6 protein-coding genes and 5 pseudogenes are annotated in these 12,698 nt (G+C 68.1%); 3 read left to right on the top strand and 8 right to left on the bottom strand.

Going from position 1 to position 12,698, the window contains the following annotated elements:
- Positions 1–3: 3 nt before the first annotated feature.
- From trpB to leuC, 8 genes and pseudogenes are all read right to left on the bottom strand, one after another.
- Positions 4–1,275 carry a tryptophan synthase subunit beta gene (gene trpB, locus CN538_RS14975; RefSeq protein WP_106419954.1) on the bottom strand — a complete coding sequence of 424 codons (1,272 nt, stop codon included), beginning with the start codon at positions 1,273–1,275 and terminating at the stop codon, positions 4–6.
- Positions 1,229–1,894 (bottom strand): phosphoribosylanthranilate isomerase, encoded by a 666-nt coding sequence (locus CN538_RS14970; protein WP_106419953.1) that lies wholly within the window; start codon positions 1,892–1,894, stop codon positions 1,229–1,231. Before CN538_RS14970 ends, trpB begins: the two co-directional genes overlap by 47 nt.
- 60 nt (positions 1,895–1,954) lie before the next feature.
- A pseudogene (gene truA, locus CN538_RS14965) lies at positions 1,955–2,919 on the bottom strand (tRNA pseudouridine(38-40) synthase TruA).
- Positions 2,920–2,942: 23 nt separating this feature from the next.
- Positions 2,943–5,933: a FimV/HubP family polar landmark protein gene (locus CN538_RS20015; RefSeq protein ID WP_129591383.1), complete on the bottom strand. Its 2,991-nt coding sequence runs from the start codon at positions 5,931–5,933 to the stop codon at positions 2,943–2,945.
- A 196-nt stretch (positions 5,934–6,129) separates the two neighbouring features.
- Entirely contained in the window at positions 6,130–7,245 is a 1,116-nt protein-coding gene (gene asd, locus CN538_RS14950) for an aspartate-semialdehyde dehydrogenase (protein WP_106419950.1), read from the bottom strand.
- A gap of 202 nt (positions 7,246–7,447) precedes the next feature.
- Positions 7,448–8,527 carry a 3-isopropylmalate dehydrogenase gene (gene leuB, locus CN538_RS14945; protein ID WP_106419949.1) on the bottom strand — a complete coding sequence of 360 codons (1,080 nt, stop codon included), beginning with the start codon at positions 8,525–8,527 and terminating at the stop codon, positions 7,448–7,450.
- Between the two features lie 54 nt (positions 8,528–8,581).
- Positions 8,582–9,224 (bottom strand): annotated as a pseudogene (gene leuD / locus CN538_RS14940) (3-isopropylmalate dehydratase small subunit).
- Positions 9,225–9,255: 31 nt separating this feature from the next.
- Positions 9,256–10,715: pseudogene (gene leuC / locus CN538_RS14935) on the bottom strand (3-isopropylmalate dehydratase large subunit).
- Between the two features lie 200 nt (positions 10,716–10,915).
- Between leuC and CN538_RS25380 the strand changes: the two are divergent.
- The 3 genes and pseudogenes from CN538_RS25380 to CN538_RS14925 form a co-directional block, all read left to right on the top strand.
- A pseudogene (locus CN538_RS25380) lies at positions 10,916–11,041 on the top strand (LysR family transcriptional regulator); the annotation flags it as partial.
- 46 nt (positions 11,042–11,087) lie between these two features.
- A pseudogene (locus tag CN538_RS25375) lies at positions 11,088–11,662 on the top strand (LysR family transcriptional regulator substrate-binding protein).
- Positions 11,663–12,231: 569 nt separating this feature from the next.
- Positions 12,232–12,645, top strand: coding sequence for a hypothetical protein (locus CN538_RS14925; RefSeq protein WP_106419948.1), 414 nt, complete (start codon positions 12,232–12,234; stop codon positions 12,643–12,645).
- Positions 12,646–12,698 lie beyond the last annotated feature (53 nt).

The raw sequence follows: 12,698 nt of genomic DNA, 5'->3' as shown, positions 1-12,698 counted from the left end.
CCGTCAGAATTCGATGCCGTCGATCTTGGCCACGGTATGGATGTCCTTATCACCGCGCCCGGAGAGATTGACCACGATGTGCTTGTCCTGCGGCAGGCTGGCGGCCAGCTTCTTGGCGTGGGCCAGCGCATGGGCCGACTCCAGCGCCGGCATGATGCCCTCGACCCGGGTCAGCTCGCGGAAGGCGGCGAGCACCTCGTGGTCGTCGGCGGCGACGTACTCGACCCGGCCGACATCCTTCCATAGCGCGTGCTCCGGGCCCACGCCGGGATAGTCCAGACCTGCCGAGACCGAATGGGTATCGGCGATCTGACCGCCCTCGTCGGACATCAGATAGGTGCGGTTGCCGTGCAGCACGCCTCGCGGCGCGTTGGCGGTCAGCGGCGCGGCGTGGCGGCCGGTAGCCAGGCCATCGCCGCCGGCTTCGACACCGTACATGGCAACGTCTTCGTCCTCGACGAAGGGATAGAACAGGCCCATGGCGTTGGAGCCACCGCCGACGCAGGCGACCAGCGCGTCCGGCAAGCGCCCGATCTGCTCCAGCGACTGGCGCCGCGCTTCGCGGCCGGCCACGGCGTTGAAGTCACGCACCAGCATCGGATACGGGTGCGGGCCCGCCACGGTGCCGATGATGTAGAAGGTATTGTCGACGTTGGTGACCCAGTCGCGCAGGGCCTCGTTCATGGCGTCCTTGAGCGTGCGCGAGCCGGACTCCACCGGCACCACCTTGGCCCCGAGCAGGCGCATGCGGTAGACGTTGAGCTTTTGACGCTCGACGTCCTCCGCGCCCATGTAGACCTCGCACTCGAGCCCCAGACGCGCGGCCACCGTGGCGGTGGCGACACCGTGCTGGCCGGCACCGGTCTCGGCGATCACCCGCGGCTTGCCCGAGCGCTTGGCCAGCAGCGCCTGGCCGATGGTGTTGTTCACCTTGTGGGCGCCGGTGTGGTTGAGATCCTCGCGCTTGAGCCAGATCTGGGCACCGCCGATCTCCCGCGACCAGCGTTCGGCATGATAGAGCGGCGACGGCCGGCCCACGTAGTGGGTCAGGTCACGGTCGAACTCGGCCTGGAAATCGGGGTCGTGCTTGAGGCTCGCGTAGATCTTGTCGAGCTCTTCCAGCGCGAAGCTCAGCGTCTCGGAGACGAACCGCCCGCCGTAAGGGCCGAAGTGGCCGCTCGCATCGGGCAGTTGCGTCAGGTCAGAAAATCGGCTCACGAGTGGACCCTCATGGTGTCGCTGCGTGGATAGTGGTCGCGCCGGCGGCGCGGACATGCTGGCAGAAGGCTTGCATGCGCTCGGCATCCTTGATGCCGTGGCACGGCGCACCGGTGTTCGAGCGCGCCTCGACGCCACCGGAAACGTCGACCGCATAGGGCGCGACGCGGGCGATGGCGGTGGCGACGTTGTCCGGCGTCAGACCACCGGCAAGGATAACAGGTTTGCCCAGATCACCGGGAATGCGCGACCAGTCGAAAGTCTCGCCGGTGCCTCCCGGCACCCCGGGGCGGTAGGCATCGAGCAGCAGCGCACCGGCACCGGCGTAGGTCTCGACGGCGCGCCTCAGATCGAGATCGTCGCGCATGCGCAGCGCCTTGATCCAGGGTTTGGCGAAGCGCGCGCAGAACGCCGGCGGCTCGTCGCCATGGAACTGCAGCAGGTCGAGATGAGGCAGCGCCGCCTCGATGCTGGCCGCGTCGGCGTCGACGAACAGCCCCACCCGAGTGACGAAGGGCGCCACCTCGGCGCTGAGTTCGGCCAGTCGCGCGGCATCGATGGCGCGGGCGCTGCCCGGCCACAGCACGAACCCCAGGGCGTCGGCGCCGCAGGCCACGGCGGCGTGGATATCCTCGCGCCGGGTCATGCCGCAGATCTTGATTCTCACCTGGCTCATGGGGTCATCTCTCCTGGCGCCCCGGGCAGGGCGTCTCTGCCGCCAGTCGCGCCGCTGATGTCACGGTGCGGATTCGGCCGCGTGGGCGTCGGGGTGGGTATCGACCACGTTGCCATCGGCGTCGATCCATTTCGGCCATACCCGCCGCCGGCGCATCAAGGGGGTGTCGGGGATCAGGTACGGTCACCGGTCCAGTCGCCGCGGAACGCCAGCATCTGCGGGCCCAGCGGCTCCTCGGCAGGTCAAAACGCTCGTCGAAGCGCACGTCGACGAAGTGCAACCCGCGGCCGGCGCGGTGACGTTGCCCAGGGTCCGATCCTTGAGCGCCAGCAGCTCGGCGGGATAGGACTCGGACTGTTCGCCCCGCCCCACCGCCACCAGCACGCCGGCGATATTGCGAATCATATGGTGCAGGAAGGCGTTGGCCTGCACGTCGATCACCACCAGGGTGCCGTAGCGGGCAACCTCGATGGCGTGCAATGGCGGATCGGCGTCTTCGACTGGCACCCCGCCGCGCGATAGCTGGAGAAGTCGTGCTCGCCCACCAGCACCTGGGCGGCACGATGCATGCGCTCGGCATCCAGCGGCTCGCGGCACCAGGTGGCATGGTGGCGCTCCATCACCGGGCGCGTGGGCTGATTGAGAATGACGTAGCGATAGCGCCGGGCCAGTGCCGAGAAGCGGGCGTGGAAATCGTCGTTCACCGGGACCAGCCAGCGCACCGCGATATCCCGCGGCAGGGTGGCGTTGGCGCCGAAAAGCCACGCCTTCTGGGTGCGCGGCGTGGGCGCGTCGAAGTGCACGATCTGGCGCGTGGCATGCACACCGCTGTCTGTACGGCCGCTGCACAGCACCTTGACCGGGGCCGCGGCGATTCGCGACAGCGCGGCCTCCAAGGTGCCCTGAACCGACTCGGCGTGACTCAGCCGCTGCCAGCCGCAGTAGCGGGTACCGTCATACTCCACGCCGAGGGCCAGGCGGCCACTCAGCGTCTGGGTATCGTCCTGCCGGGTAAAAAACGCCATCGAAACCTGCAACGCGGGAAAACTTAGGGCCGACCATTATCCCGATGCAACGGCTCGAATTCCACCTCCTCGACCTCCCAGCCGACGGGTATTCCGCGCTGCAGCGACGTATCCCCCGGGGAGACGGGATGTTGCGGCGACGCCTTGCCACCGGACGGGTGTCCGGGCGCGGTATTTGCGTCGGACGTATTTCCCTTGGACGTATTTCCCTTGGACGTATTTGCCTCGGACGTATTCGAGGAAGACGGACTTTGGGGAGACGTTTTCTCGGGAGATTCATTTTCCGCAGGCCTGTTTTCAGCGGCCGGACTTCCAGGCGCGCTGCCGCGAGCAGAAACGCCGCCAGGGGTGGCCGCGCCAACATCCTGGGAGGGCATCTCGGCGGGCGCCGGCTCCCCCAGCGGACGCCAGGTTTGCGAATCGAGATCGAGCGGTGGCAGCTCGATCTCGGGAGAAGCGTCATGCATCTGAGCGGATGGCGGCGGTGTCGTCTCATCGAGTTCCAGCGTCGGCGCCTGGTAGTCGATACGCAGCGCCTGCGGCGCCGGATCATCGCCCAAGGTCAACGCCGCGGCGGTGGCATCATCGCCGCTCTCCCGGCGCCGTGCGCCGCGCTCTTGCGCGGGCAGGACGGCTGCCGCACCGTCCTGCCACGCACCAGCTTCCAACGTCTCTCCCGTTTCGGATCCGTTTTCCTGCGTACCCGACAACCTTTCACCAGACTCGGCAGCGGCTCGATCTGCCGTGGCTGGCGGCCCCGCCCCGAGCGTCTCCGGTGCCACGTCGAACGCATGCGGCAAGGGCTCGAGCGCCAGCGTCGGTGCGGCATCGCCAGGCGGTTCGCCGTTTTCTGCATCGGAGCCCTCAACGCCAGACGGCGCCGAAGCGCTACCGGTGGTCGCGGAATCGGAGGAAAACGTCTTCTCGGGCGCGGGTGGCACTTCAGGCGCTGGCGTGGTGCCGGACAAGGACGGTGCCTCGGACGAGGCAGCGGTGTCGGGCGGTGATGATCGAGGCAAAGGTGATTGCGGCAAGGGCGACTGGGGCAAGGGCGACGTATCGCCCCCCAGCGCGGCGTCGAACAGCGCATCCACATCCTCGACCCGCGCCAGCGAGAGCGCCCCTTCGTCCTCCGCCAGCAGGGTCGCCGCGGCGGTGTCGGCTGCCGCGGCCTCAGCGTGATCGGTGGCCACCGCCCAGCTCTCATCGACATGGCGGGCGCGGTAGTCGGCGGCCAGCGCTTCCGCGGTGCGCCGCTGCTCGCGGCTGGCGCTGTCGTCGAACTCGGCCAGCACCTGCTCCATGGCCTCGATCTCGCGCAGCTCGCCAAGCGCGCGGATCAGGCTCAGGCGATGGCGCGGATCTTCCGTCAGCCGCGGTTCGAGCCAGTCACGAGCGGCGGCAAAGCGGCCATAGGCGATATAGATATCGGCCTGACTGATCGACGCGGCGCCCGCCTCGGCCTCGGCGGGCTCTTGCTGCCCGCCGCGGCGCGTTACCGCGCGCCCGATGCGCCCCAGGAGCGCCCCCGACGCCCAGCGGCGGGGTTTGCCCGAGGCTTCGACGTGCGTCTCGGGATTGTCGCCACTCGCCTCGACCTCGCCAGTGTGCGGCGTCTGAGCCCGCGAGCGGCGCCGTTGCCACAACAGAAGCCATAGTAGCCCGAGTAGCGCCAGCGCGCCGAGCAGCGGCGCCCAGGACACGGCACGCTGCCATAGACTCGGCGCAGCCGCGCTGTCGTTTGGCGCCGTGGACGCGGAAGACGTCGAGGATGCCGACGGGGGCAACGGTGTGGACTTGGCCAGCGATGTCGCCGCCGCAGACGATGAGGCGGCACTCTCAGCCGCCGCCTCGCCAGCCGTTGGCGTCGACCCCGACACCGCGCCGCCATCATTCGCGCTAGACGCCTCGGCAGTTGTCACAGACGAAGTCGATGACGTCGAGGTCGATGATGTCGGAGTCGATGAAGCGGGTGCCGAGGAAGCCGGGGTCGAGGAAGCCGAGGTCGAGGAAGTAGAGGCATTGCCGGTCGACCCCGCCAACCCCTTGGCCGCCACCACGGCGGCCTCACCCACGCCCTCGCTCACGTCGCCCGTCTCGAGCGGCGTGGCGCGCGCGGCGAGCGCCGCCTGCAATCGCTCGCGCTGGCGTTCCAGATCGGCAATGGTCGCCTGCTGACGCTGGGTCTGCCGAGTCAGCGCTGCGATCTGGCGCGTTACCGCTGCGGTGTCGGCTGATCCTGACGCCTGTGCCGAGCGCTGCTGCCCCAGGCTCTCAGACCCTGCCGGCGAGGCGGCGTCCGTGTCGGTCGCCGCCTCGCGCAGCGCACGAAGTGCCTGTGGCGCCTGATCGGCCAGCGCCTCAACCGTAGCCACCCGCGGCACGTCAAGACGCACGCCGGCGCGCAGCCGGTCGAGATTCCCGCCCTCGAAGGCATGGCGATTGGCACGATAGAGCGCCAGCATGGCCGCCTCCCGAGAAACTCCCTGGTGCGGTGGCAGCGCGGCCGCCAGAGTCGAAAGCGTGGCACCTGGCGCGACCGTCAGCGTCTGCGGCCAGGCAGCGGCGGCAACTTCCGAAGACGCAGCCTCGGCAGCCGCCAGTAGCGGCTGTGTCGCGGCATAATCGGGTGGGTCGAAAAGCAGAGAAACGTCGCGCTGCCACTGCCCCTGGGGCCAGCTCACGGTCAGCAGCAGATCGAGAAAGGGTTCGCGCACGCGCTGGTCGCTGTCGAGCACGATGGCGAGCCCGCCATCACGCTTCTCGACCCGCGCGCTGATGCCATCGCCGAGGGCGTCCGGCGTCAGCCCGGAACGCCGATAGGCCGCCGCATCGGCCAGCGTCACCGTGACCTGGCCCGGCTCCAGCTCGGCACTCGCGGTCAGCGGCAGCACGGCATGCAGCGGCCGATTGAGCGGCGATACCGTCAGCGGCTCACCCACCCCCAACGCCTGGGCGCGAGTGGCCAGCAGCAGTCCGCAACCGCCGATGAAGAGCGTGACCCATGACCGCATGCTGTCTCCGCCTGCACGATGGTTTCAGAGATGTGTTCGCATGCATGATCGGCCGGCGCCACACAATCTTTAACATTGCGTTACGCGAAAACAGCAAAGCCCCGCCCCAAGCCGTTATGCACCCGAACGCAAGAGCCCCGCCGGCGCGGGCGCCGACGGGGCTCTCGGGGCGGCTGACACCGGTCAGCCCATCGGTTCAGGCGTGTTCGCGCACGACTCGCAGCATGCGCTTGAGCGGCTCGGCAGCCCCCCACAGCAGCTGGTCACCGACGCTGAAGGCGGTCAGATACTCACCGCCCATGGCGAGCTTGCGCAGCCGCCCCACCGGGATGCTCAGCGTGCCGCTGATCGCCGCCGGCGTGAGCTGCTCGATGGTCTGATCCTTGTCATTGGGCACGACCTTGACCCACTCGTTGTGCTTGGCCAGACGGTCTTCGATCTCGTCGAGCGGCACGTCCTGGCGCAGCTTGATGGTGAACGCCTGGCTGTGCGAGCGCATGGCGCCGATACGCACACAGAGGCCGTCGATCGGGATCGGCTGGCTGCCGGTGGCGAGGATCTTGTTGGTCTCCACGCCGCCTTTCCACTCTTCCTTGCTCTGCCCGTTCTCCATCGCCTTGTCGATCCACGGCAGCAGGCTGCCGGCGAGCGGCGCGCCGAAGTTGTCGGTGGGGAAAGCGCTGCTGCGCAGGGTCGCGGTGACCTCGCGGTCGATATCCAAAATCGCGCTGGAGGGCGTCGCCAGCTCCTGGGCCACGGCACCGTTGAGCGCTCCCATCTGGGCCAGCAGCTCACGCATGTGCTTGGCGCCGGAGCCGGAGGCCGCCTGATAGGTCATGGAGGTCATCCACTCGACCATATTGGCCTCGAACAGCCCGCCCAGTCCCATCAGCATCAGGCTGACGGTGCAGTTGCCACCGACGAAGGTGCGAGTGCCCTTGGCCAGTTGGGCGTCGATCACGTGGCGGTTGACCGGATCGAGCACGATGACCGAGTCGTCGGCCATGCGCAGGGTGCTGGCGGCGTCGATCCAGTAGCCCTTCCAGCCCGCTTCGCGCAGCGGCTGGTAGACGGCAGTGGTGTAGTCACCGCCCTGGCAGGTCACGATCACATCCATCGCCTTAAGTTCGGCGATATCGTTGGCGTCCTTGAGTGCCGGCACGTCCATGCCGATGTCCGGCCCCGGCTGCCCGGTCTGGGAGGTGGAGAAGAACACCGGCTCGAGACCGGCGAAATCGTTGTCATCCAGCATGCGCTGCATCAGCACGGAACCGACCATACCGCGCCAGCCGACGAATCCGACTTTCAACATAGATTGGTTACCCCGAAGACGGAGGGAGCCACACCCGGACCACGGCAATTATCTCCCGGCCGGCACGGCTCCGCTTCCATGAACGTCTGCCGTGACGCACGCGTCACGGCCCCCTCGAAAGAGTCTCAGTCTAGCAGCCCGCCAGGCGCCAAGCGCGTGAAGGCGACGACGTTGCGTCCGCGCGGGCCCTGGCGAGACGGAATCAGGCGTTGGCGAACGCGGCCACCACGGCATCGCCCATCTCCGCGGTGGAGACCTGGCGGGTACCGGGATAGGCGATGTCCGCGGTGCGCAGACCGGCGTCCAGCACCTGCCCCACCGCGCGCTCGATGCGCTCGGCCAGCGCGCTCTCACCGAGCGAGTAGCGCAGCATCATCGCCACCGACAGAATCGTCGCCAGCGGATTGGCCAACCCTTGACCGGCGATGTCCGGCGCGCTGCCGTGACACGGCTCGTACATGCCCTGCTGGCGCTCGTTGAGCGACGCCGAGGGCAGCATGCCGATGGAGCCTGTGAGCATCGCCGCGGCGTCGGAGAGAATGTCGCCGAACATGTTACCGGTGACCACCACGTCGAACTGCTTGGGCGCGCGCACCAGTTGCATGGCGGCGTTGTCGACGTACATGTGCGACAGTTCGACGTCGGGATACTCGGGCGCCAGCCGGTTCATCACTTCGCGCCAGAGGATGGTGACTTCGAGCACGTTGGCCTTGTCCACCGAACAGAGCTTGCCACCGCGCTTCTGCGCCATCTCGAAGGCGACCCGGCCGATGCGCTCGATCTCCGACTCCGAGTAGACGTAGGTGTTGTAGCCCACGCGCTCGCCGTCACGCGTCTCGATGCCCCGCGGCTGGCCGAAGTAGATCCCCCCGGTCAGCTCGCGCACGATCATGATGTCGAGCCCGGAAACCACTTCCGGCTTCAGCGTCGAGGCCTCGGCGAGCTGCGGGTAGAGCAGCGCCGGACGCAGGTTGGCGAACAGATTGAGGTGCTTGCGCAGCCCCAGCAGGCCCTTCTCGGGGCGCTTGGTGAGATCCTCCAGCGTATCCCACTTGGGCCCACCGACAGCGCCCAGCAGAATGGCGTCGGCGGCCTTGGCCTTGGCCAGGGTCGACTCGGGCAGCGGATGCCCTTCGGCGTCGTAACCCGCGCCACCGACCAATCCCTGTTCGAGCTCGGCGTCGAGCCCGGCGGCACGGCAGGCGTCGAGCACCTTGACCGCTTCGGCGGTGATTTCCGGCCCGATACCGTCACCGGGCAATACCAGAATCTTCTTGCTCATGCGTAATCCTTGAAAACCCGCCTGGAGAGCGGTGTCGATACGGGTGTCAGCGACTCAAGCGTCGCGGAACAGCCACGGCTGCGCCTGGCGATGGCGCTGTTCGAAGTCGCGGATCGACCCCGACTGCGCAAGCGTCAGGCCGATGTCGTCGAGCCCTTCCAGCAGGCAGTGCTTGCGGAACGGGTCGACCTCGAAGGCGATCGTCTCGCCGCTCGGCGTGGTCAGCTGCTGGCGCTCGAGATCGACATCGAGACGGTAGCCTTCGGTCGCCTCGGTCTCCTGGAACAGGCGCTCGACGGTCTCCTCGTCGAGGGTGATCAGCAGGATGCCGTTCTTGAACGAGTTGTTGTAGAAGATATCGGCGAAGCTGGGCGCGATCACCACGCGGAAGCCGAAGTCGTCCAGGGCCCAGGGCGCGTGCTCACGCGAGCTGCCGCACCGAAGTTGCGCCGCGCCAGCAGTACCTGGGCGCGCGGTAGCGCGACTGGTTGAGGACGAAATCGGGGTTAAGCGGACGGCTGGAGGCATCCTGGCCCGGATAGCCCTCGTCGAGATAGCGCAGCTCGTCGAACAGATTGGGGCCAAAGCCGGTGCGCTTGATCGATTTCAGGAACTGCTTGGGAATGATCAGGTCGGTGTCGACATTGACCCGATCGAGCGGCGCCACCAATCCCTGCAGGTGTTCGAATTTCTTCATCGTCGTCACTCCTCGTGAATGGGGCCGGATCTCAGGCGCTGAGCGCGTCGTCACGATCCCGCGCGCTGCCCGGGTCGTAGTCGCGCACGTCGACGAAGTGCCCTTCGATGGCGGCGGCGGCAGCCATCGCCGGACTCACCAGATGGGTGCGCCCGCCGTAGCCCTGGCGCCCCTCGAAGTTGCGGTTCGAGGTCGAGGCGCAGCGCTCGCCGGCGCCCAGCTTGTCGGCATTCATCGCCAGACACATGGAGCAGCCCGGCTCGCGCCACTCGAAGCCGGCCTCGATGAAGATCTTGTCGAGCCCCTCGGCCTCGGCCAGGCGCTTCACCAGGCCGGAACCCGGCACCACCATGGCGAGCTGGATGCTGTCGGCGACCTTGCGCCCCTTGGCCACCTTGGCCGCTTCGCGCAGGTCTTCGATCCGCGAATTGGTACAGGAGCCGATGAACACCTTGTCGAGGCGGATATCGGTGATCTTCTGTCCCGCTTCGAGCCCCATGTACTCGAGCGCACGCTGCATGCCGCGCGCCACCGTCTCGTCGTCGGCGGTGGCCGGGTCGGGCACCTCGGCGGAGACGTTGACCACCATCTCCGGGCTGGTGCCCCAGGTCACCTGCGGCTCGATGGCCGCGGCGTCGAGCTCGACCACCTTGTCGAAGTGGGCGTCAGCATCGGAGACCAGCTCACGCCAGGCCGCGACCGCCGCCGGCCACTGCTCAGCGCTGGGGGCGAAGGGGCGCCCGCGCAGGTACTCGATGGTGTGTCGTCCACCGCCACCAGGCCGACCCGAGCGCCGGCCTCGATCGCCATGTTGCAGATGGTCATGCGGCCTTCCATCGACAGCTCGCGAATCGCACTCCCGGCGAACTCGATGGCGTAGCCGGTGCCGCCGGCGGTGCCGATACGGCCGATGATCGCCAGCACGATATCCTTGGCGGTGACGCCGAGCCCCAGTTGGCCCTCGACGCGCACCTGCATGTCCTTCATCTTCTGCGCGATCAGGCACTGGGTGGCGAGCACGTGCTCGACCTCGGAGGTGCCGATACCGTGGGAGAGTGCGGCGAAGGCGCCGTGGGTGGCGGTGTGCGAGTCGCCGCAGACCACGGTCATGCCGGGCAGCGTGGCGCCCTGCTCCGGCCCCACCACGTGAACGATGCCCTGACGCTCGTCATTGATGCGGAACTCTTCGATATCGAAGCTCTCGCAGTTGGCATCCAGGGTCTCGACCTGAATGCGCGAGACGTCATCGACGATCCCCGCGTTGCCAGCGCTGCGCTCCTTGGTCGTGGTCGGCACATTGTGGTCCGGCGTGGCCAGGTTGGCGTCACGGCGCCACGGCTTGCGCCCGGCCAGACGCAGCCCCTCGAACGCCTGCGGCGAGGTGACTTCGTGCAGCAGATGGCGGTCGATATAGATCAACGCCGAGCCGTCGTCGCGGCTGGTCACCAGATGCTGCGCCCACAGCTTGTCGTAGAGCGTTTGGCCTGCCATGTCTCGATCTCCTCCGTCGCCCGTCTCGACGCGGTTGCGCGACGCTATCGGTATGCCGCGAGTGACCCGGCCACGGGCCGCTCGGGGTTGGGAGAGCCAAGATACGCCCGGGCCATGCATAAAATCAATTCATCTTGATTATGCTTTGAATTCCACACCAGAATAGATGCATCCATCAGCCGCACCGCGAGGGCCACCCCATGGACACCCAGAGCCTGCAGGCCTTCATCGCCGTTGCCGACACCGCCTCCTTCTCGCTGGCCGGCGAGCGCCTGCACCTGACCCAACCGGCGATCAGCAAGCGCATCGCCGCACTCGAGGCGCAGACCGACGCCAAGCTGTTCGACCGCATCAACCGTCGCGTCAGCCTCACTGAGGCCGGCCGCCTGCTGCTGCCGCAGGCGCGCCGGATTCTGCAGCTGGTCGAGGAGAGCCGGCGCCAGCTGCACGACCTCAGCGGGCAGGTCGCCGGCAGTCGACCCTGGCCACCAGCCACCATGTCGGCCTGCACCGCCTGCCCCCGGTGCTCAAGGCCTACACCCGCGCTATCCGGGGGTCGACCTCGATCTGCGCTTTCTCGACTCCGAGCAGGCCTACCAGAGCGTGGTCTCGGGGGCGATCGAACTGGCGGTGGTGACCCTGGCACCGCGGCCCAACCCGCAGGTGGAGTCGGTACCGGTATGGACCGACCACCTGCGCTTCGTCGCCGCCCCCGAGCACCCGCTGGCCGGGCCAGTCGTGTGTCGCTCGGCGAGCTGGCCCGCCATCCGGCGGTGCTGCCCGGCCCGCTCACCTTCACCCGTGACATCGTGGTCGACGCCTTCTCCCGCGCCGGCTTGACGATCAGCGTGGCGCTCTCCACCAACTATCTGGAGACGCTCAAGATGATGGCCGGCATCGGCCTGGGTTGGAGCGTGCTGCCGGAGAGCATGATCGACGCCGAGTGACGGTGCTGGCCGTCGAAACCCGCCGCTGGTGCGCCGCCTGGGCTATCTGGTGCATCGCGAGCGCACCCTCTCCAAGCCGGCCGCGCCATGCTCGCCCAGCTCGAGGCGGCGCGCCCCGACCTCGCCGAGACGCCCGATCACACCTAAGCTTCAGCGGACCGAGCGAGACACGAGGAGCACCCGACATGGCCGCGTCAGCGTCATCCGCGCCCGCAGCGGCGTGCGCGAGCCGGAGCAGGAAAGCCGTGATGAACGGCACGAGCGGGTGCGACTCCAGCCGCCCGCCACAGCGCTTGGGTCTGATTCCAGCCCCCGGAGCTGCCCGAGCGTATCGCCGCCGGGCTCGCCGAGGAGCTGCCGGCGCTGCTCGCGCGCTACACCGACGACCCGCCACGCCTGGCGGGTCGAGTGCGTCACCGACCCGTTGATCGGTGCCGACGGCACCGGTGCCGAGCTCATCCAGCAGGCTGCCCGCCTCAAACGCGAGTACGGCTGGATTACGTGCTGTGCATCACCGATCTGCCACTGTTCCGCGACGGCCGCCTGACCGTGGCCGAGGCCAGCGAAGCATGCGGCGTGGCAGTGATCTCGCAGCCGGCACTGGGCCCTCGCCGCTGCACGACCGGCTGCGCGAGGCCACGCTGCACCTGATCAACGAGATGCACCACGGCAGCGACCCCGGCGACCGCGAGCGCCAGCAGGCGCATGTCGACCGTAACCGCCGGACGCGCCGCGCCCACGGTATCCGCAACGCCAGCGCGCGCCAGTTGATGGGCTCACGTCTCGCCGAGTGGCTGACGCCGATCCGCCGGATCACCCCGGACGAGCGCCAGGAACACGAGGACGATGAGATAGCGGTGAGCAAGACGGGAGAAAACGTCGCGAGGAGCGCGAGGCAAGGAGTCAGGCAGCGTTCGCTGAGACGTGCGATACGGCGCCTGAGCGTCAGATGCCAGCCGCCCTGCCGGCGATGGCGATGGTGATGGTGACGACAGCCGCGGTGACGACGACAGCGACAGCCAGAGCGGCGGGCGTC

The organism is Salinicola tamaricis (genome assembly GCF_003006155.1).
Lineage (GTDB): Bacteria > Pseudomonadota > Gammaproteobacteria > Pseudomonadales > Halomonadaceae > Salinicola > Salinicola tamaricis.
This window is presented reverse-complemented; position numbering and strand designations above follow the sequence as displayed.

What these genes read in the sequence shown, in the direction of transcription:
- trpB (WP_106419954.1), bottom strand. Translation starts at nt 1,275, where the DNA reads ATGTCCGCGCCGCCGGCGCGACCACTATCCACGCAGCGACACCATGAG.
- CN538_RS14970 (WP_106419953.1), bottom strand. Translation starts at nt 1,894, where the DNA reads ATGAGCCAGGTGAGAATCAAGATCTGCGGCATGACCCGGCGCGAGGAT.
- CN538_RS20015 (WP_129591383.1), bottom strand. Translation starts at nt 5,933, where the DNA reads ATGCGGTCATGGGTCACGCTCTTCATCGGCGGTTGCGGACTGCTGCTG.
- asd (WP_106419950.1), bottom strand. Translation starts at nt 7,245, where the DNA reads ATGTTGAAAGTCGGATTCGTCGGCTGGCGCGGTATGGTCGGTTCCGTG.
- leuB (WP_106419949.1), bottom strand. Translation starts at nt 8,527, where the DNA reads ATGAGCAAGAAGATTCTGGTATTGCCCGGTGACGGTATCGGGCCGGAA.
- CN538_RS14925 (WP_106419948.1), top strand. Translation starts at nt 12,232, where the DNA reads ATGCGGCGTGGCAGTGATCTCGCAGCCGGCACTGGGCCCTCGCCGCTG.